Consider the following 21,304-nt stretch of genomic DNA (forward strand, 5'->3'; position numbering starts at 1 on the left):
GATACTGTTGTGCAAATCGTTAAAGGAGGTGTTCGAGCATGGATTTGAATCAATATTTGTCCATGTTTATTGACGAAGCGAACGACCATTTGCAAGCGTTGAACGAGCACATGCTAGAGTTGGAGAACCAGCCGGACGATGTTGGGATTGTGCAAGTTATTTTTCGGTCTGCCCACACACTCAAAGGGATGTCGGCAACGATGGGATTTGAGGACTTGGCCTCACTAACCCACCAGATGGAAAATGTATTGGATCTTGTGAGAAATAACCTACTTGCAATGGACTCCTTCATTTTTGATACGTTATTCCGAAGCTTGGATGCTTTGGAAGCAATGGTTTCCGATATCACCAATGGCGGTGAAGGGAAGGCGGATGTGACGGCAATCGTTGCATCTCTTCAGTCCATAGTCAAGGGCGACTACAAAAAAGAAGCAGCTTCTGAAGACGGCAGCTCTGCTTCTGGTGAAGAAGAGCAAAACGAACGGCTTGATGAATTCCAAAGAAGTATACTGGAGCAATCGCTGGAAGCAGGCATGCATGTATACCATATTCATATCCGATTGCGTGAAGATTGCGTGCTTAAGGCTGCTCGAGCTTATATGGTGTTCCAAGTATTAGGGCAGTACGGAGAAGTTGTGAAGTCGAACCCGCCAGCACAGGACATCGAGCAGGACAAGTTCGAAAATGGATTTTCTGTGTTCTATGTCAGTAGCGAACAGGAATCGCGTCTACAGCAAGAAATCGGACAGGTTTCAGAGCTGGACAGTGTGCAGGTGCAGCCATTCACGCTTGATGATGTTCGGAATTGGAACAGTCAGATTGATGAGATACAAGCTGGAAAGCAGGAAGCTGCGGCAACAGCAGCGCCATCCAAGCCCGACGTAAAGCAAGAGCAGTCTGCGGCTTCGGAATCGCCTTCTGCTCCAGCTCGAAAGGCAAATACAGCAGCCGCTGCTACGGGAAAACCAGTTGGAAATCGAACAATTCGAGTGGACATTGAGCGACTTGACGTATTAATGAATCTATTAAGCGAAATGCTTATCGACCGTGTTCGTCTTGAACAATTGTCCGGAGAACTGAAAAATCATGATTTGACAGACACTGTGGAGCATCTGTCACGTGTGAGTTCCGATCTGCAAAATATCGTACTCAAGCTGCGCATGGTGCCAGTTGATACAGTATTCAGCAGATTCCCGCGGATGATGCGGGACTTGGCTAAATCACTAGATAAAAAAGTAGATTTCATTATTACAGGTGCTGAGACTGAGCTTGATCGCACGGTAATTGATGAAATTGGTGATCCTCTTGTCCATTTGCTGCGTAATGCAGTTGACCATGGTATTGAATCCATCGAAGAACGTATCGCAGCGGGCAAATCAGAAACCGGAACTGTCCATCTTCGGGCGTTCCACAGCGGCAACCATGTCTTCATCGAAATTGAAGAAGACGGTCATGGAATTGACCGCGCGATGGTTCTGAAGAAAGCCATCAAGAATGGGGTAGTGACTGCAGAGAGAGCAGTTCAAATGAGCGATGAACAAGTTTATATGTTATTGTTCGCCTCCGGCTTTAGTACGGCGGAAAAAGTCTCTGATATTTCAGGCAGGGGCGTAGGACTTGATGTCGTAAGATCGAAGATTACTTCACTTGGCGGACATGTTATCGTAGAGTCCAAGTTGGGACAAGGAACGAAGTTCATTGTACAGCTTCCGCTTACGATGTCGATTTTATCAGCAATGCTCTTCCGTTTGGGCAGCGAGAAATATGCAATTCCGCTTAGCTCTATTGTGGAAACCAGCTTGGTTAAGAAAGAGAAAATACGCCGTGTTCACGGTGGAATTCGAATGGTCGATTACCGAGACAGCGTAATTCCTTTGCTGTCCCTCAGCACATTGTTCGATTGTCCGAATTATTCGGATATGGAAGAAGAAGAGATAGAAATCATCATTGTGCGTAAAGGCGAACGCTTGGCTGCACTCGCTATAGATGACTTTATCGGTCAAAGCGAGATTGTGCTGAAGCCGCTCGGAACCTATTTGAAAAACACGCCGGGCTTCTCTGGTGCAACGATACTTGGAGATGGGCAAGTGGCGTTGATCATAGACCCGAATGCCTTACTGAAGTAATCATCAATATCTATTCATGATAGCAATACAGCCATATTCAAATGAAGGAGGGCGCGACATGGCAGAGGAATTAAAGGTCGTTGTCTTTACGTTAGGAGAAGAAGAATACGGTATTGAAGTAGAAAAGGTAAAAACGATAGAGCGCATGCTTCCTATTACACGAGTTCCGAAAACATATGACTTCATTAAAGGTGTTATCAACTTGCGCGGTGTTGTCGTTCCTGTCATCGAGCTTCGTGGCAGATTCGGTTTGCCGTCAGCGGAAGTGACTGAACAATCCCGCATTATAATCGTAGCTTATGAAGATCTGGAAGTTGGTTTTATTGTCGATAGCGCCAATGATGTCATCGACATTATTGATGAGGATATCGAACCGGCACCAGAGGTTGTTGGCGGAATTCAAGCCAAATACTTGCGCGGCGTAGCTAAGATTGGGGATAACCGTTTGCTTATTATGCTCAATTTGGCCGAAGTGCTGAATAAGAGCGAAATTATTCGACTAGAGCAGCTTGAGGCGTAGCAGCGTGCATTTATTTGAACGTCTCGGAGAATTCAAGCTGGATGTTCTGAAGGAAGTCGGGAACATTGGTGCCGGCAACGCCGCAACGGCACTATCCCGTCTTCTCAACCGGCCAATTGACATGGCTGTGCCTAAGGTACGGCTTCTGCCGTTCGAAGAAATTGCGGACGAGGTCGGTGGAGCAGAGCATGTTGTAATTGCGATTTATTTTCGCGTCGAGGGAGATGCGCCAAGCCATTTATTCTTCATGTTTGATACCGATGCCGCTAAGCGCCTTCTGTCACATTTGGAAGCTCTTCCTTCAGACACTAACCAATGGTTCAATGACATGGAATTGTCCGCCTTGTCGGAGATTGGAAATATATTAGCGGGTTCGTACTTGTCTTCCTTGGCAGACTTCACACATCTGGCGATGTCTCCAACTGTTCCTCAGCTTGCCATCGATATGGCAGGTGCAGTGCTCAACTACGGAATATTGCAGTATGGGGAAATGGGAGACAGCGCTTTGTTAATCGATACGAAGTTTTTACAGGATTGCGATGAAGTGCAAGGGACCTTTTTCTTAATACCTGACCCGGACTCTTTTGACAAAATATTTGCTGCATTGGGAGTGCCATTCGAATGATAGAAGAGTCGACGGTTGTAAAAGTCGGAATGGCCGATTTGCAGGTGAGCCGTTTCGGTTCCTTACGTACGACCGGTCTCGGATCGTGCGTTGGATTGACATTATACGACCCCGTTGCCCAAGTCGCGGGGATGGCGCATGTCATGTTGCCCTCTTCCGATATAGCAAGAGAGGGAAATCGCAATATTGCCAAATATGCGGATACTGCTATTCCAGAGCTAATACGCCGCATGACAGAAGCCGGGGCCTCCATGTCCCGGATGCATGCGAAAATGGCCGGCGGCGCACAAATGTTCGCTTTTTCATCCAATAACGACATGATGCGCATCGGCCCACGTAATGTTGATTCCTGCAAAGTAATGTTGGAGCAATACAGTATCCCGCTTCACGCAGAAGATACAGGCGGCAATTATGGGAGAACGATTGAGCTGTACTGCGATGACGGGAGACTACACATTCGCAGTGTGCAGATGGGTGAAAAGGATATATAGCATGAGAGGAACAATACGTTGGAATTACATATTTGGTGCCGTCGGAGCATTCCTTGCAATGATGGTGTCCTGGAGCAATAATGTCTGGACGACGAGTATGCTCCGTGGAATCATTGCGTTTGCGATATGGTTTGGGCTTGCATATGGAGTCAGATATGCCTTAGGCATGCTGCATAAAGAAGCTGATGCCGTACTGGCTGGATCAGGCTCTTATCAGAACCCGAATGCAGGGTCACTGTTGGATATGACAACTCCGGATGAAGAGGATGCTATTCGAGACTTGCTGCGGCCGTCTGGCCCAGATTCGAAACAAACGAATCCGGAAGATGATAATGGCGGCTCGTTCCAACCGCTGCAACCACCCAAGCTCGTGACCAAGCCGCAACCAGATGCGGAGAAATTGGCACAGGCTGTTCGTCACTTCGTACAAAAGTAAGGAGGTTGACTGTCGGTGAGCGTACAGAAATTACAACCTGGCTCGCAAGAGGGGCTTTGGGAACGCTGGAAGGATCATGGTGATCAGGATGCGAAGCGGCAATTGATAGAGAACCACCTATCCATCGTCGACTTCGTATCGAATCGACTTGCTGCAGGGTTGCCTCGCAATGTTAGTAAGGACGATCTGGCTAGCCATGGTGTTATTGGATTAATAGATGCTGTTGAAAAATTCGATCACCGAAGAGGATTGCAATTTGAAACTTATGCCTCATGGCGTGTTCGGGGAGCAATCCTTGATGGACTTCGCTCTGGAGATTGGGTGCCTCGCTCGGTAAGAGAAAAGGCGAAAAAAATAGAAGAGGCTTATCAACAATTGGAGCAGCAATACTTGCGTACTGTGTCAGATGAAGAGGTAAGCGCCTATTTGCAAGTCAGCGAAAAGGAATTCCATGGAATGCTTCAAGATGTATCGATTATGTCGATTTGTTCATTGGAAGATCCGATTCGAGAGGATGACTCGGAGACTCGAATATCGCTATTGATTGATGAGACTGCGAAGAATCCAGAGTACAAGGTCAATGAGTATTATTTAAAGGAAGCCCTTGTTCAAGGAATTGATAAATTAACCGATAAAGAGAGAACGGTAATCTCCTTGTTCTATTACGAGGACTTGTCTTTAAGTGAAATCGCGGAAGTCATGTCTTTATCACCTTCCCGAATTTCGCAGCTGCACTCCAAGGCGATATTAAGATTGCGAACCGTATTGGAGAAGCAGAAACCTATGTTAATGGAAAATTAAAAAATAGATACGGAATAGTTGAGAGACTACGCTGAATGAAGAAAAAGAAAGGGGGGTTTTTCGTGAGTATGACATTGGCATTGGAAGAGTATATGGATGTCGCAATATCTGAAGATAAGATGCAGGCGCATCTCTATTTTAAGAAGTCTGCCGAAGATCTCAAGTGTACGGTGGAACAATTGAACGAATTTCTGCGCTCTTATGGCGTTCGATATGGAGTACAGCCTGAGGTTCTGAAGGATATCGCTGCAAATCCGATCAATTTTGCTCGTGGTGCAACGATGGTCGCTCATGGAAAAGCACCCGTACACGGTGTAGATGGTCGAATCGAATTAATGCTTCCGCAGAGCGGAAGCGAGTCAAGGCCAGCTGAGAGAGAAGACGGTACGATTGATTTTCGTGAAGTGAAGCAGTTAGACAACGTTAAGAAAGGTCAATTGATAGCCAAGCGGATTCCAAGCCAAGAAGGGATACCCGGCATGTCCGTTCTTGGTGAGGAACTGAAAGCAATCAATGGACGTGAGGCACGTTTCAAGCAAGGTAAGAATGTTGTTCTTGATGAGGATGAAAAAGCACTTTATTCAGCGATTGATGGACTAGTATCCCGAATTGAACCAGATCGAATTAGTGTATTTCCTGTATTTGAAGTCAATGGAGACGTGGATTATCGCTCAGGTAATATTGATTTTGTCGGCACAATCGTCATTCGTGGTAATGTACTGACTGGATTTACGGTTAAGGCGGCAGGGGATATCCGCGTCTATGGCGGAGTAGAAGGTGCTACGCTCACTGCGGCAGGCTGCATTGAGGTAAGCGGCGGAATTATTGCCAGCAATAAAGGACTCGTCAAAGCTGGAACTCATGTGAAATGTTCGTTCATTCAAGAGGCGAACGTTATTGCAGGCACAGAAGTCAATGTGTCGCAAAGCATTATGCATTCCAACATTCGAGCAGGCAAGCGTGTCGTTTGCCAAGGCACGAAGGGACTTATTGTAGGCGGAATTGTACAGGCAGGCGAGCGTGTAACCGCTCGTACGATCGGCAATACGATGTCTACTGCCACCATTATTGAAGTGGGAGTCCAACCGGATTTGCGTAATGAATTAACAGATTTGCGAACGAAGCTTAAATACAATGTTGAAAATGTAGAGAAGACCGAAAAAGCACTTCGTATTCTGGATCAACTAGCTGCAACTGGACAGTTGACAGGAGAAAAACTAGGAATGCGCATTAAATTGAATTCAACGAAAAAACAGCTTGTTGGAGAGCAGACCGAAATGCGTGAGCGTATGCTGGAAATCGAAAAAATGCTCGAGGACACTGCTGTATCTTCCATAGATGTAACTCATACGATATACGGCGGTGCCAAGCTGGTTATTGGCCGCAATGTACGGTTCATCAAGGATATGGCACAGCGAATTTCCTTCCGTATCGTTGAAGGCGACATCATGATGACGCCTTACCGATAATCGATCGTGTGGAGGGTTACTAGCCTAATCGGGGTGATTTGATGAATATGAAGCCTGTAGAAATGCAAATCGCGCTGCCGCGAACGCAGGAAACATCGACTGTGCAGCATCAACAGCAGCAGCGCCCATCAACGGAACAAGCAATATTAAATACGCAAGCGCAAAAGTTGATGGCAAAGTCACGAGAGCGAAATGAACAGGTCGAATCATCACAGGATGCTCGAATTCGCAATCAACAGCATGAAGGTGAGAACCATGCAGATCGAGATGGAAGCGATAACAATCAATCGGAGCACAATCAAGATGAAGCTGGGCAAGCATCGGTTCCGGCCCAACATCCCTTCAAAGGTAAACATATTGATTTCATGTGTTAAATGGTGGCGCCGGGTTCCCGCATTATGTGTGGATCGCGGCGCTTGCATTTAGGATGCGTGACGACATAAGGAGGTGCTCATATGGAGCCCTGGATTTATATTGTACTATTAGGTGGTGTCATTGTTGCCATTGGCATGCTCCGTCCTCGAACACAGCAGATAACGGATAGCACAGAGATGCGCCGTAATATGGAAGAGACACTTGAACATTATATGACTGAGCTGGAAACAGAAAATGATAAGCTCCTGACGGTAATCGAGCGAATGAAGCAAGAGGGAGAATATCGAGATGAAGCGCTGCGCAAGCGATTGGACAAGCTTGAGCAGGAGTCGAACACCAGGTGGAACAACTTTCAGCACGCTGCGGACTTATCTATACGAGCATCCTCAGTTGCAAAGAGCAGCGGTATTGTTCTGGTGGATGATAACAGCAAGCAGCAACCGGTTGAAGGTATTCATGCGGAAGATGAGACTGAACAATCAGCTATTGATTCAAATTGGATATCTGCTGCTGCCCCAGATTTACTTGAAGCTAATAAAATAGAAGAGAGTCATGCAGTTGATGAAATAGAGCCTGCAACGCAAACTAATCCTCAAATTCAGAAGCGGTATGCAGAAATATTCAAGCTTATCCAAAACGGTTGGTCAGAGCAGGCTATAGCGGAGAAAGTGGGAATGCCTATCGGCGAACTTCAGCTTATTATCCGATTGGGTCAGCAGGAGGGATCTCATGATTAAGGATCGACGCTTTCTTATCGGACTTGGAGCTGGGATTGTTCTCGGAGGACTTCTGCTTCAGTTGTGTATGATCGGTCAGCGGACAATGGAGCCGATATCCGATACGGAGCTGCAGCGTGCTGCAGAGCAAGCAGGATATAAGCTTGTTCCTCTTCAATCTACGAACCCAAAAACGAAGTAGATGCGCATAGGCAGAACAATGGATAAAGTGGTTGCAACTGGGTAGGCGTTATGGTATATTAAATGACGGTGTTAAGAACACACGTCAGTGTATTTCAGTGAGGGTGCTTTTTGTCGGGACAACTGCGGGAAGTCTCATCGAAAGAGGATACTGGCGGAGGATAAATAACCATATTAGGAGGTGTAGTGAAGATGGCAGTTATCTCCATGAAACAGCTTTTGGAAGCTGGGGTACACTTCGGTCACCAAACACGTCGTTGGAATCCGAAGATGGACAGATATATCTTCACAGAACGTAACGGTATTTACATCATTGACTTGCAAAAGACAGTGAAAAAGGTCGAGGAAGCTTACAACTTTGTAAAATCCGTCGGCGAAGAAAATGGAACAATCTTGTTCGTAGGTACGAAAAAGCAAGCTCAAGATTCCGTTAAGGAAGAAGCTGAGCGTTGCGGCATGTACTACATCAACCAACGTTGGTTGGGTGGTACGCTTACAAACTTCGAAACGATCCAAAAACGTATCGATCGCTTGAAGCAACTCGAAACGATGGAAGAAGACGGAACATTCGAAGTTCTTCCTAAAAAAGAAGTTATCATACTTCGCAAGGAAAAAGATCGTCTCGAGAAGTTCTTGGGCGGTATTAAAAATATGAAAGGTTTGCCTAGCGCGTTGTTCGTTATCGATCCACGCAAAGAGCGCATCGCTGTTGCGGAAGCTCGTAAACTGGGTATCCCAATCGTAGGTATCGTTGATACAAACTGTGATCCGGACGAAATCGACTACGTTATCCCTGGTAACGACGATGCAATCCGTGCAGTTAAATTGTTGACTTCCAAGATGGCTGATGCAATTGTTGAAGCACATCAAGGCGAAGAAACAACAGCGTAAGTTTGGAATACTAATTAGATGAACAAAAGGGTGGTTGGCAGGTGGTTCACCTCTCGCCGCCCTTTTTTTAAGCTGTATAACGTTCGGTGCCGTTAATCGTACATAATACGTCGGTACCAATTTATTGATGGAGGGAAATACGAGATGGCAGTAAATGCGAGTGCAGTAAAAGAATTGCGCGAAAAAACAGGCGCAGGTATGCTGGATTGCAAAAAGGCATTGGAAGAGGCTAACGGCGATTTGACGAAAGCAGCTGAATTGCTTCGTGAGAAAGGTCTTGCAGCAGCGGCTAAGAAATCCGATCGTATCGCTACAGAAGGTGTGGTTGAGTCTTACATCCACGCTGGCGGACGCATTGGCGTATTGGTTGAAATCAACTGCGAAACTGACTTCGTAGCAAAGACTGACAACTTCAAAGAATTCGCTCGTGATGTAGCTATGCAAATCGCAGCGACAGCTCCAAAATATGTTCGTCGCGAAGAAGTGTCACAAGAGGAAATCGAAAAAGAAAAAGAAATCTTGAAAGCACAAGCATTGAACGAAGGCAAGCCTGAAAAAATCGTTGAAAAAATGGTTGAAGGCCGCATCGGTAAATATTATGAAGAGTACTGCTTGATGGAGCAATCCTTCATTAAAGACCCAGACAAAACAATCGAAACGTTGCTGAAAGAGAAAATCGCAACAATCGGTGAAAACATTTCTATCCGTCGCTTCGCTCGTTTCGAGCTTGGTGAAGGCTTGGAGAAAAAAGAAGATAATTTTGTTGAAGAAGTTATGGCTCAAGCGAACATGAAGTAATCTTTTCATTTGAAAAGAGGACATACGAACGCGGCTACTACGTAATCAACAGACGCGCTTAAAAGTTGGAACACATCGTGTTCCTTCTTTTTTAGCGGCCGTTATGGAAAAGTGGAGGGTATACATTGAAACAACCGGTTTATAAACGTATCGTACTTAAAGTAAGCGGAGAGTCGTTGTCCGGGCAAGCTGGCTTCGGCATCGAATCCGAAATGATCAACTCCATTGCCGAGCAAGTAAAAGAGGTTGTAGAGCTTGGCGTAGAGGTCGCAATTGTCTGCGGCGGGGGCAACATTTGGCGCGGTATTGCGGGAAGTGAAAAAGGAATCGACCGCGGAACAGCAGACTACATGGGGATGCTTGCAACGGTTATGAACTCGCTTGCCTTACAGGATGCCCTCGAACAAATTGGCGTGCCGACTCGTGTACAAACTTCGATTGCGATGCAGCAAATCGCAGAACCATATATTCGTCGTCGTGCAATACGTCATTTGGAAAAGGGACGTGTTGTTATTTTTGCAGCAGGAACCGGGAATCCATTCTTCTCGACGGATACGACAGCTGCGCTCCGTGCTGCTGAAATCGAAGCCGATGTGATCTTGATGGCGAAGAATAAAGTCGATGGTGTATACTCAGCTGATCCATTTAAGGATGAAACAGCAGAAAAGTTCGAGCAATTGACATATATGGAAGTGTTGAACCGCAACTTGGGTGTTATGGATGCAACGGCATCCTCGTTGTGTATGGACAATAACATCCCACTTATTGTATTTGCAATTACGGAGTCAGGCAATATCAAGCGCGTCGTGCTCGGCGAGAAGATTGGAACGATTGTAAAAGGGAGTGTAGACTAGTGCCACAAGCAGTGAAGAAAAACGCAGAAGAACGCATGGAAAAAGCGATTGCCGCTTTGAAACGGGAACTGGCAACATTGCGCGCTGGACGCGCAACACCTGCATTGCTTGATCGTGTTCAAGTAGAATACTATGGCGCGATGACGCCAGTTAACCAATTGGCGAACATCAGCACGCCAGATCCGCGTACGCTCATGATTCAGCCTTGGGACAAATCCTCTTTGGCTGATATTGAACGCGCGATTTTGAAGTCGGATCTTGGATTGACACCAGCAAATGACGGTTCGTTGATCCGCCTATCGATTCCGCCGTTAACAGAAGAGCGTCGTGCAGAGCTTGTCAAGCACACGAAGAAGTTCGGTGAAGAAGCGAAGGTAGCAATCCGCAACATTCGTCGTGATGCGAATGATGACATCAAGAAGCTTGAGAAAACAGACATTTCAGAGGATGAGTCTCGTCGTCATCAAGAAGATATTCAGAAGACGACTGACAAATTCATCGCTGAAGTGGATAAAGTATTAGTTGTTAAAGAAAAAGAAATTATGGAAGTATAAAAGTAAGACGAATAGAACCTATTCTTTTTTGTTCTTCATGCCCCTCCGAACGGTGGGGTTTATTGTCTTTTTTTCATCACCGGGTTGGAGGAGACCGAATGATTAAGCGATTCCAAGCGTGGTTACAGCAGCGAGGAAGCCACAACCAGCTGGAACTGATGCCAGATAATATCCCACAGCATGTGGCGATTATTATGGACGGCAACGGCCGCTGGGCTAAAAAACGGGGCTTGCCGCGCATTGCTGGCCACCATTCAGGAATGAAAGCCGTTAAGCGCGTAACCATCGCAGCGAATGATTTGGGCGTAAAAGTGCTTACGATGTACGCTTTTTCGACCGAAAACTGGAAGCGCCCGCAAGAAGAAGTCGATTTTCTCATGAAATTGCCACAGGAATTTTTGGCGATCGAACTCGATGAATTGATTGAGAAAAATGTCCAAGTGCGAATGATGGGGTACCGTGACCGTTTGCCTGAACATACGAAACAAGCGCTTGAGGAAGCCATTGAAAAAACGAAGCATAATACAGGACTTATTTTGAATTTCGCTTTGAATTATGGTAGTCAGCGTGAAATCGTGGAAGGTGTTCGTGAAATTGTACGCAAAGCACAGTCAGGTGAGATTGCAGTCGACTCCATTGATGAGGGCCTGATTCATGATCATCTTTTGTCAAGCAGCTTGCCTGATCCTGATTTGCTCATTCGAACTAGCGGGGAAATGCGACTGAGCAACTTCATGCTCTGGCAAATCGCGTACAGCGAATTGTGGTTCACCAATGATTACTGGCCAGAGTTCACTGAGCGACATCTGATGGAGGCCGTTATGGAGTATCAGCGCAGAACGCGCAGATATGGTGGATTACAATAGGTTGGAGGAACAGTCTATATGAAACAGCGCATCGTTACAGGGCTTATAGCAGGACTATTGTTCGGCGCATTATGCATCATTGGCGGTCTGCCGTATGAGCTGCTGCTCCTCGCACTTGCCTTTGTGGGCTATTATGAATTTGCACGTATGCATCATGTATCTCCGTTCGATTTGGCGTCGTTGATTGGGTATGCAACGATGGCCTTAATTGCGATTCCTTGGACAAGCTGGTCAATAGGGTGGGATGTACCGTTAGAAGCAGTCGTGTGGATCAGCATGCTGCTGATGCTTGGCATGACGGTATTATCCAAAAATAAAGTGTCGATTGAGGCAGTGTCACAGTTGTGGCTAGGGGCGTTTTATATTGGAATTGGTTTTAAATACATGATGCTGACACGCACATCAATGGGGATTGATGGTTTATTTTGGACGCTCATGTTGTTTGCAGTCATTTGGTCGTCAGACATCGGTGCGTATTTCATTGGCCGTGCGATCGGCAATCATAAGCTTTGGCCGTCTATCAGTCCGAACAAGACGATAGAAGGGGCAATTGGTGGAGTTCTGACGTCGATTGTAGTCGCTCTATTATTTGCTATTGGTCGACCTGATATTGTTAGCTTGCCGCTTGCGCTAGGCATTGGGTTATCGTCTGCCGTTGTCGGTCAGTTCGGTGATTTGATCCAATCGGCCTATAAGCGGGTTCGAGGTGTGAAGGATTCGGGTACATTGCTTCCAGGCCATGGTGGTGTTCTAGATCGTTGCGACAGCTGGTTGGTCGTGTTCCCGTTCGTTCATCTGATCGGACTATTAACGTTGTAAATCGAACGTTGTCGACAAGAGCAGCGATGACGTTATCATGTAATAGATATAGTTATGAATAGGGTGAAGAGGTGAGGCCATGAAGAGGATCTCTATACTAGGGTCAACCGGCTCAATCGGGACACAGACACTCGACATCGTCAGACAGCATCCTGAGCAGTTTAAGGTAGAAGCATTAGCAGCTGGGAACAATACATCATTGCTGCTTGAGCAGATTCATGAGTTCAAGCCTAGCAAAGTATCGGTTCAAGACAAGGCTGCGGCTGATCGCCTGCGGGAACGACTGCCACAGGGTGTTGAACTGTATTATGGAGAAGATGGGTTGGTTGAAGTGGCTGCTGGCAGCGAGGCGGACACCGTCGTTACAGCTGTTGTTGGAAGTATCGGCTTGAAGTCGACACTTGCAGCGATTGACGAAGGGAAGACAATAGCAATTGCGAATAAGGAAACGTTAGTAACAGCGGGACACCTGGTTACGGAACGAGCACGGGCAAAAGGTGTTGCGCTGATGCCGGTAGACAGTGAGCACTCTGCTATCTTTCAGTGTTTAAACGGGGAACCGATGCGTGGGGTGCGGACAATTACACTCACGGCATCTGGCGGCAGCTTCCGGGATCGTACGAGAGATGAACTGGAAAATGTTACGGTTGAGGATGCACTCAAGCATCCGAACTGGTCAATGGGAGCAAAGGTAACTATTGATTCTGCAACGATGGCTAATAAAGGTCTCGAAGTAATAGAAGCACGCTGGCTATTTGATCTGCCTTACGAGCAAATCCGTGTACTTATCCATCCTGAAAGCATTATTCATTCCTTTGTAGAATATTTGGATGGCAGCATCATTGCGCAATTGGGTGTACCTGATATGCGCGTACCTATTCAATATGCATTGGCTTATCCAGAGAGACTTTCGAATACTTCAGCTTCATTGAATTTGGCAGAAATCGCAAAGCTTCATTTCCGTGAGCTGGACACAGAACGCTTCCCTATGGTTCGATACGCCTATGATTGCGGTAAGGCAGGGGGCACGGCTACCACCGTATTCAATGCGGCCAACGAAGTGGCTGTTGCGAGATTCCTTCGCGGTGAAATTTCTTTCTTAGATATTGAACGTATTGTGAGCACGCTCATCACGAAGCATCAGACGATTTCGCATCCATCCTTGGAGGCGATCCAAGAGACGGACATGCGTACGCGAGCAGAAGCTCTGTCCATTTTATAACAACCATTCACTAGATACGGATTCTCTTGTGCGGGATTGGAGAATAATGATAATCTATATAGACAAACCGCTGTCCGATTGTTATTGGGGCCGTTCATGATTCCAAGAGACATGTCAGGAGGAGTGAACACGCACAAAAAGGAGGATTCTACGCAGTGCAGATGGTGCAAATCGTATTTTTAACCGTGCTCGTCTTTTTCGTTATTGTAACGATTCATGAATGGGGACATTTTATTTTCGCCAAACGGGCAGGGATTCTCGTTAGAGAGTTCGCTATTGGATTCGGACCGAAAATATTCTCCCATACACGTGGAGAAACAAGATATACACTTCGGCTTCTGCCGATCGGCGGCTTTGTACGGATGGCCGGAGAAGATCCTGAAATCGTCGAAGTTAATCCCGGACAGACCATAGCTGTACGTATATCAGGCGACAATAAGGTGACGAAATTGTACCTAGATCAGCTGGATATGCGCAAGCAGGTTGTTCGTGGAGAAGTGAAATCGATTGACTTGGAGCATTCATTGAAGCTGACTTTGGATGTTGAAGGGGAAGACACAACTTACGACATTCATCCGCAGGCTAAGATGATTGTGAAGGGTGATGAAATTCAAATCGCCCCGCATGATCGGCAGTTTGGCAGCAAGACAGTGGGGCAACGCGCACTTGCTATTTTTGCAGGTCCTTTTATGAACTTTGTGCTCGCATTTATTCTATTTGGCGTGTCCGTATCGTTATCCGGCGTTCCAGTAGAAAACCCCACAACTGTGAAAATAGGCGATGTAACACCAGGGCTTCCAGCAGCACAAGCTCAACTGCAAAAGGGAGACATTATTGAGGAAGTAAACGGCAAGCATATCGGCGGCGATCGTGACAAGTTAATTAAGCTGATTGCTGACTCCGAAGGCAAGCCGATGACATTCCTTATTGCACGCGGTGAAGAACGCTTCACTACGATACTGACTCCGCAGAAGGTGGAAGGTCAAGAAGGCGGCAAGGTTGGTATTGTACCGGTACTGCCGACACGAACGGCCTCATTCGGTGAGACGATGTCGTTCGCCTCAACTTCTATGGTGAATACGACGGAGAAGATTTTTGAAGGATTTCGCATGCTTATCTTTGGCCAATTCAAGCTGGATGATTTGGGCGGGCCGGTTCGTACGTTCGAAGTGACTGGCCAAATTGCGAAGAAGGGAATCGAACAGCTTACGCTATGGACGGCGATATTGAGCCTTTATTTAGGAATTTTCAACTTGCTTCCTATTCCTGCGCTGGATGGAAGCCGTCTCGTATTCCTTGGGCTGGAAGCTGTTAGAGGCAAGCCTGTTGATCCGAGCAGGGAAAGCATGGTTCATTTTGTAGGCTTTGCAATGCTCATGTTATTGATGCTTGCTGTAACCTACAATGATATATTACGATTGGTTAAAGGTTAACATTTATATCACGGTTCATTTCATTTATACTAGAGTACAAATAACCGTGTCTGTCGGGAGGAACATGTACCGTTATGTCGAAAGAGAAGCAGTTTGTTACGGAGATTACCCCACAGCAGGAGGATTTCTCCCGTTGGTATATTGATGTGATTAAGAAGGCGGACTTGATGGATTATTCTCCAGTTCGAGGATGTATCGTATTTCGCCCGGATGGGTACGAAATTTGGGAGCATATTCGTGACGAACTGGATCGCCGCTTTAAGGCAACTGGCCATCGCAATGCATACTTCCCAATGTTCATCCCAGAGAGCTTTTTCCAGAAGGAGAAGGAGCACGTGGAAGGCTTCAATCCTGAGCTGCCTTGGGTAACTGAAGCAGGCGGCGAACAACTGGAAGAGAAGTTGGCGATTCGTCCTACATCGGAAACGATGATCGGACATATGTACTCGAAATGGATTCAATCATACCGCGACTTGCCTGTGTTAATTAACCAGTGGGCGAACGTTGTGCGCTGGGAGAAGCGCACGCTGCCATTCTTGCGTACAAGTGAGTTCTTGTGGCAGGAAGGTCATACGGCGCATGAAACAGAGCAGGAAGCACGCGAAGAAACGATGCAGATGCTGAAAATTTATCGTGAATTCGTAGAAGACTACTTGGCAATTCCGGTAATCGAAGGGCAGAAGACGCCTTCTGAAAAATTTGCCGGTGCCGTAGATACATTCTCCATTGAAGCGATGATGAAGGACGGCAGAGCGGTTCAAGCCGGAACATCTCACTACTTGGGTACGAATTTTGCGGTTGCTTTTGATATTAAATTCTTGGGTCGCGAGAACGAACAGGAATTCGTTCACACTACTTCTTGGGGCGTCAGCACTCGTCTAATCGGTTCCATGATTATGGTACACGGTGATGACAGAGGACTTGCATTGCCGCCGAAGGTAGCCCCTACACAAGTTATTATGATTCCTATTGGCCCTGCGAAGATGCGCGAGCAAGTTGTAGGACGGGCCAATGAGCTATTCAGCGAATTGAAACAAGCAGGTGTGCGTGTTCGCATGGACGACCGTTCTGATATTAGTCCGGGTTGGAAGTTCAACGAATATGAAATGCGTGGTGTGCCGGTTCGACTGGAGATTGGCCCTCGTGATATGGAAAATGGAGTATGCGTGTTAGTTTCTCGCGTAACGGGTGAGAAACGCATTGTACAGCAGGCGGATTTGGTTGAAGAAGTAAACCGCATGCTTGCTGACGTTCATCAAGAAATGTTCGAGCGCGCGCGTTCCTTCCGCGACGAGCACTTCTACTCGGTAGAGACAATTGACGAGATGAAGGCGCAAATGGAAGAAAAGCGTGGATTTACACTGGCTGGCTGGTGTGGATCAGAGGCGTGCGAGAAGCATGTTAAGGACGAGACAGGTGCAACGAGCCGCAACATTCCATTTGATCCGCAAACGACAAAAACGAAATGCCTTGTCTGCGGAGAAGATGCCAAGCATACGGTCGTATTTGCACGAGCGTATTAATTAGATACATGCTCCTTGCTCAAGGAGCACAATGAAGGGAAGCTTCCATCATTGGAACATCCAACGGAACACCGGACGATGGCTCGATTGAGGGAGGCTTCTCTTTGTTCACACACTGCCACTTTACCTGTGGGTTCGGCAGCAGTATGGAGTTGGGAGGTGCTTCAATCTACATGACGGATAAAAGGCAGCGATTTGAAGTGTTGATGAGACAGGTGGAAGTTCCTGTCGAACTGTTAGATAGCTTTTTCAATGATGGATGGATTGACAAGGTGGAGTGCAGCCGCTCGAATCAAGAGTGGACGATTCACATCGGCAAGTCGACAGTCGTCCCGGCGGAGGCTTATCGTACGTTCTGCCTGCGTGTACAGGATAAGCTGTCCCACATTGCCAAGATCAAAATCATTTTTCATTATGAAGAGCAGCTTCCAAATAAGGATGTCGTTGATGCTTATTGGGGATTGTTCATGGAATGGGTTAAGCGCGAGGTGGCGTCGGTAAACGGATGGCTGCATAAAGGGCAGTACGAGGTTGAAAAGGATCTGATTAAGCTTTCTCTGCCTGATGCGACGTCGTTGGAACTTGCGAAGAAGAAGCAAATCGATAAATATTGCACGACGTTTTTTGAAACGTATTTCACTCGTACATTGCGTGTGACCATGCAGCAGGGCAGCCATGATACGGAAGCCTATGAAGCATTCCAGCAGAAGCTTATGGAGGAAGAACGTCAAGTCATTCAGCAGATGATGGAAGATTCAGCGCGTGAAGTGGTGGAAGAAGAGGGAGAAGCGCCTGAGCGTCTGCATGTTGGTTACGATATTAAGGATGATCCAACTCCGATTATGAACATACAGGATGAGGAGAAGCGTGTCACGATACAAGGGGCCGTTTTTGGTGTCGAGATGAAGGAACTGCGCAATGGCAGTACCTTGTTCACCTTTAACCTAACGGACTTCTCGGACTCAATGGCAATGAAGATGTTCGCGAAGACGAAGGAAGATGTCAAAATGCTTAGCCTTATTCGGGATGGTCAATGGCTGAAAGCACGCGGTCGGGTAGAATATGATCGTTTCATGCAGGTGCCTGAGCTGGTGATGATGCCAAATGATTTGAATGAAGTCAAGGCTCCAGCGGAACGGCAGGATACCGCCGAAGAGAAGCGTATTGAATTTCATCTTCACTCTACGATGAGTGCGATGGATGCAGTAACTTCGATTAGCGATTACGTGAAGCAGGCAGCCAAATGGGGACATAAGGCGATCGCGGTGACTGACCATGGCAACGTGCAGTGTTACCCAGAAGCAGCGAAAGCGGCAAAGAAAAACGGCATTAAAATGCTCTATGGCTTAGAAGCGAATGTTGTGAATGATAATATGGAGGTTGTTCTGAATGCGGACAATCGCTCGGTGAAAGATGCCATTTTTACGGTGTTTGATATCGAGACAACCGGTTTGTCTGTAACGAACAATAAGATTATTGAGATTGCTGCTGTAAAAATGCAAGAGGGGAAAGAGATTGATCGCTACAGCACATTCGTCAATCCGCATGTTCGAATTCCGTATAACATTCAGCAGCTCACCAATATTACGGACGAAATGGTGGCAGATGCTCCGGATGTTGAAGAAGTGCTGCCGAAATTTGTGGAGTTTGCACAGGACTCGATCCTCGTTGCGCACAACGCAAGGTTCGATATTGGCTTTATACAGCATAATTTGAAGCTTATGAATTTGTCTGAGATGAACAATCCAGTACTAGATACGTTAGAACTGGCGCGGCTACTGCACCCGACGCTCAAAAATCACCGTCTGAATACATTGGCGGACAAATATAAAGTATCGCTGGAGAACCATCACCGTGCGATTGACGATACGATAGCTCTCGGTGGTGTGTTGAATGGCTTGCTTCAAGACGCTCAGCAGCTTATCGGGATTGAAACACTTGATCGGATGAACGATTATGTAGGTCAGAACCTGCAAAATGCTCGTCCGTTCCATTGCGGGATTTACGCGCTTAATGCGGTGGGTAAGAAAAATTTGTACAAGCTCGTTTCAATGTCCCACACGGAGTATTTTAAGCGCGTCGCCTGTATTCCAAAGAGCAAGCTCGTCGGCATGCGTGAAGGCTTATTGATCATGTCAGGTTGTGAGAAGGGTGAGTTCTTCGAGACGGTACTCAACAAATCAATGGAAGAAGCAGAGCAGGTAGCAGAGTTTTATGACGTGCTTGAAATCCAGCCTCTGACGATGTACATGCACTTGGTGGAGAAGGGCTTGGTTGGTTCGACGGCTGAGATTGAAGGCGCAATTCGCAAAATCGTTCAGATCGGTGAAAAGCAGAACAAGCTTGTTGTCGCAACAGGTAATGTGCACTACTTGCATCCGCGAGACAAGCTGTTCCGTGATATAACTATCCATGGGATCACGGGCTTCAGTCCGCTCAAGGATCTCCGCAAGCCTGATGCACATTTCCGGACGACGAATGAAATGCTGCAGGAATTTGAGTTTTTGGGTAAAGAGCAGGCGTATAAGTTTGTTGTAGAGAATACGAATGCGTTGCTGGAACGATTTGAGGATTTCGATTTATTCCCGAAAGAGCTGTTTACGCCGAATATTGAGGGCGCGGATCAAGAAATCCGTGATAAATGCTACAATACGGCGAAGAGCATTTACGGGGAACCGTTAAATGACATTATTGTACAGCGTCTTGAGAAGGAACTGATTCCAATCATTAAATTCGGTTTCTCCGCGAACTATCTGATCTCAGAGCGTCTTGTGAAGAAGTCGAACGAAGATGGGTATCTTGTTGGTTCGCGGGGATCGGTAGGCTCCTCGGTTGTAGCGATGTTTCTTGGCATTTCAGAAGTTAACCCGCTTCCGCCGCATTATGTGTGCCGCAATCCGGAGTGCAAGCATAGCGAATGGTTTACGGACGGAAGTGTACCGAGCGGTTTCGATCTTCCAAACAAGGATTGCCCAGAATGCGGCCAGCCGATGAAGGGGGATGGACAGGATATTCCGTTCGAAACATTCCTCGGCTTTAAGGGAGACAAAGTTCCCGATATCGATTTGAACTTCTCAGGTGATTATCAGCCTGTGGCGCATAACTACACGAAGGTGCTGTTCGGTGAGAAGAGTGTGTTCCGTGCAGGTACGATTGGTACGGTCGCGGAAAAAACGGCATACGGCTTCGCAAAGAAATATGAAGAAGACCATGGCAAGCGATGGCGAGGGGCAGAGCTTAACCGCCTTGCAGCAGGCTGTACGGGCGTGAAGCGCAGTACAGGCCAGCACCCAGGCGGTATCGTCGTTGTACCGGATTATATCGAAGTTGAAGATGTAACGCCTGTTCAATATCCAGCGGACGATACAAGTGCCGAATGGAAGACGACGCACTTCGATTATCATGCGTTCGAGGATAATTTATTGAAGCTTGATATTCTAGGGCACGATGATCCGACGATGATGAGGATGCTGCAGGATTTGACAGGGGTCGATCCGACAACGATTCCAATGAATGATCCGAAGGTTATGAGTATGTTCAACTCCGTCGATGCTCTTGGCGTAACGCCGCAGCAAATCCGGACACCAGTAGCGACCTATGGTGTTCCTGAGATGGGAACCCGCTTCGTGCGACAGATGCTTGTGGAAGCACAGCCAAGCACGTTCGCTGATTTATTGCAAATATCCGGGTTATCTCATGGTACCGGCGTATGGCTTGGTAATGCGCAAGAACTGATTAAGAATGGAATCTGTACGATCAAGACCGTTATTGGTTGTCGTGACGAGATTATGTTGTTCCTGATCTACAAAGCAGGCATGGATGCAGGTCTTGCCTTTAAAATAACGGAAAGCGTTCGTAAGGGAAGAGGCTTGAGTGATGAATGGATTCAAGAAATGAAAAACTGCAATGTGCCGCAGTGGTACATCGATTCCTGCTTAAAGATTCAATATATGTTCCCGAAAGCCCATGCTGCCGCTTATGTTATTTCCGCGGTGCGGACAGCTTATTTTAAGCTCTACCATCCGATCGAGTTCTACGCGACCTACTTTACCGTCCGTGCTGAGGACTTTGATATCGAATTGTGCTGCCAAGGATACGAGGCTATCAATAAGAAGATCGATGAGATTGAGGCGAAGGGCTTCCAAGCAACAACGAAAGAAAAGGCGATGATCTCTATTTTGGAGATGGCTGTTGAAATGACGGCACGGGGCTTCACTTTTAAGCCGATTGATCTGTATCGTTCCGATGCGACGAAATTCCTCGTTGATGGCAACTCGCTCATTCCGCCATTCTCTGCTGTGCAGGGGATTGGTGAAAATGCGGCTCGCAATATCGCAGCTTCTCGCGATGGGGCGGAGTATTTGTCCATTGAGGATTTCCAAATGCGTTCAAAGGCTACAAAGACAATTGTCGAGCTGCTTAATCAGATGGGCTGCTTCCGCGGACTGCCGGAAACGAACCAATTGTCTCTGTTCTAAGGCATGATCGGAGTTGCCCTTGCCATATTGTAGATGGCTATGATATAATTTTTTTGGTAATCATGTGGATAAATCCGTTACGTAAAGAGTGGGGAAACCCACTCTT

Annotated in this window: 20 protein-coding genes; all 20 read left to right on the top strand. The window is 46.8% G+C overall.

Annotation, left to right across the window (positions count from 1 at the left end; translation table 11 throughout):
* The first annotated feature begins 38 nt into the window (after positions 1–38).
* Positions 39–2,126: a chemotaxis protein CheA gene (locus NO352_RS05535; protein ID WP_262866853.1), complete on the top strand. Its 2,088-nt coding sequence runs from the start codon at positions 39–41 to the stop codon at positions 2,124–2,126.
* 58 nt (positions 2,127–2,184) lie between these two features.
* Positions 2,185–2,646 (top strand): chemotaxis protein CheW, encoded by a 462-nt coding sequence (locus tag NO352_RS05540; protein WP_005550567.1) that lies wholly within the window; start codon positions 2,185–2,187, stop codon positions 2,644–2,646.
* 4 nt (positions 2,647–2,650) lie between these two features.
* Positions 2,651–3,271: a chemotaxis protein CheC gene (locus NO352_RS05545; RefSeq protein WP_005550566.1), complete on the top strand. Its 621-nt coding sequence runs from the start codon at positions 2,651–2,653 to the stop codon at positions 3,269–3,271.
* Entirely contained in the window at positions 3,268–3,762 is a 495-nt protein-coding gene (locus tag NO352_RS05550) for a chemotaxis protein CheD (RefSeq protein WP_005550564.1), read from the top strand. The genes NO352_RS05545 and NO352_RS05550 overlap by 4 nt, the downstream gene beginning before the upstream one ends.
* 1 nt (position 3,763) lies before the next feature.
* A complete protein-coding gene (locus NO352_RS05555) occupies positions 3,764–4,198 on the top strand; it encodes a hypothetical protein (protein WP_005550562.1) in 435 nt (144 codons plus the stop codon).
* Positions 4,199–4,213: 15 nt separating this feature from the next.
* The gene (locus NO352_RS05560; RefSeq protein WP_163978286.1) at positions 4,214–4,999 is read left to right on the top strand and encodes a FliA/WhiG family RNA polymerase sigma factor; all 786 of its coding nucleotides are present in this window, start codon (positions 4,214–4,216) and stop codon (positions 4,997–4,999) included.
* Positions 5,000–5,061: 62 nt separating this feature from the next.
* On the top strand, positions 5,062–6,468 hold the full coding sequence (locus NO352_RS05565; protein ID WP_040736669.1) for a flagellar assembly protein A: 1,407 nt from the start codon (positions 5,062–5,064) through the stop codon (positions 6,466–6,468).
* 47 nt (positions 6,469–6,515) lie between these two features.
* Positions 6,516–6,842: a hypothetical protein gene (locus NO352_RS05570; RefSeq protein WP_238555910.1), complete on the top strand. Its 327-nt coding sequence runs from the start codon at positions 6,516–6,518 to the stop codon at positions 6,840–6,842.
* Positions 6,843–6,923: 81 nt separating this feature from the next.
* Positions 6,924–7,580, top strand: a complete 657-nt coding sequence (locus NO352_RS05575) for a hypothetical protein (protein ID WP_005550557.1) — start codon at positions 6,924–6,926, stop codon at positions 7,578–7,580.
* Positions 7,573–7,761, top strand: coding sequence for a hypothetical protein (locus NO352_RS05580; RefSeq protein ID WP_005550556.1), 189 nt, complete (start codon positions 7,573–7,575; stop codon positions 7,759–7,761). The genes NO352_RS05575 and NO352_RS05580 overlap by 8 nt, the downstream gene beginning before the upstream one ends.
* A 191-nt stretch (positions 7,762–7,952) precedes the next feature.
* Positions 7,953–8,651 (top strand): 30S ribosomal protein S2, encoded by a 699-nt coding sequence (gene rpsB / locus NO352_RS05585; RefSeq protein ID WP_005550555.1) that lies wholly within the window; start codon positions 7,953–7,955, stop codon positions 8,649–8,651.
* Positions 8,652–8,795: 144 nt separating this feature from the next.
* On the top strand, positions 8,796–9,449 hold the full coding sequence (gene tsf, locus NO352_RS05590) for a translation elongation factor Ts (protein ID WP_005550554.1): 654 nt from the start codon (positions 8,796–8,798) through the stop codon (positions 9,447–9,449).
* A 125-nt stretch (positions 9,450–9,574) separates the two neighbouring features.
* On the top strand, positions 9,575–10,303 hold the full coding sequence (gene pyrH, locus NO352_RS05595) for a UMP kinase (protein ID WP_005550553.1): 729 nt from the start codon (positions 9,575–9,577) through the stop codon (positions 10,301–10,303).
* A complete protein-coding gene (gene frr / locus NO352_RS05600) occupies positions 10,303–10,857 on the top strand; it encodes a ribosome recycling factor (protein WP_005550552.1) in 555 nt (184 codons plus the stop codon). Before pyrH ends, frr begins: the two co-directional genes overlap by 1 nt.
* 98 nt (positions 10,858–10,955) lie before the next feature.
* Positions 10,956–11,723 carry an undecaprenyl pyrophosphate synthase gene (locus NO352_RS05605; RefSeq protein ID WP_005550551.1) on the top strand — a complete coding sequence of 256 codons (768 nt, stop codon included), beginning with the start codon at positions 10,956–10,958 and terminating at the stop codon, positions 11,721–11,723.
* Between the two features lie 18 nt (positions 11,724–11,741).
* The gene (locus NO352_RS05610; protein WP_005550550.1) at positions 11,742–12,542 is read left to right on the top strand and encodes a phosphatidate cytidylyltransferase; all 801 of its coding nucleotides are present in this window, start codon (positions 11,742–11,744) and stop codon (positions 12,540–12,542) included.
* A gap of 79 nt (positions 12,543–12,621) precedes the next feature.
* Positions 12,622–13,764, top strand: a complete 1,143-nt coding sequence (locus NO352_RS05615) for a 1-deoxy-D-xylulose-5-phosphate reductoisomerase (protein ID WP_005550549.1) — start codon at positions 12,622–12,624, stop codon at positions 13,762–13,764.
* A 155-nt stretch (positions 13,765–13,919) separates the two neighbouring features.
* On the top strand, positions 13,920–15,197 hold the full coding sequence (rseP, locus tag NO352_RS05620) for an RIP metalloprotease RseP (RefSeq protein WP_005550548.1): 1,278 nt from the start codon (positions 13,920–13,922) through the stop codon (positions 15,195–15,197).
* A 74-nt stretch (positions 15,198–15,271) separates the two neighbouring features.
* Positions 15,272–16,720, top strand: coding sequence for a proline--tRNA ligase (gene proS / locus NO352_RS05625; RefSeq protein ID WP_005550545.1), 1,449 nt, complete (start codon positions 15,272–15,274; stop codon positions 16,718–16,720).
* A 152-nt stretch (positions 16,721–16,872) separates the two neighbouring features.
* Entirely contained in the window at positions 16,873–21,198 is a 4,326-nt protein-coding gene (locus NO352_RS05630; RefSeq protein WP_412071069.1) for a PolC-type DNA polymerase III, read from the top strand.
* Positions 21,199–21,304: the final 106 nt, after the last annotated feature.

Source organism: Paenibacillus sp. S-12, assembly GCF_030363895.1.
Classification (GTDB): domain Bacteria; phylum Bacillota; class Bacilli; order Paenibacillales; family Paenibacillaceae; genus Paenibacillus_B; species Paenibacillus_B alvei.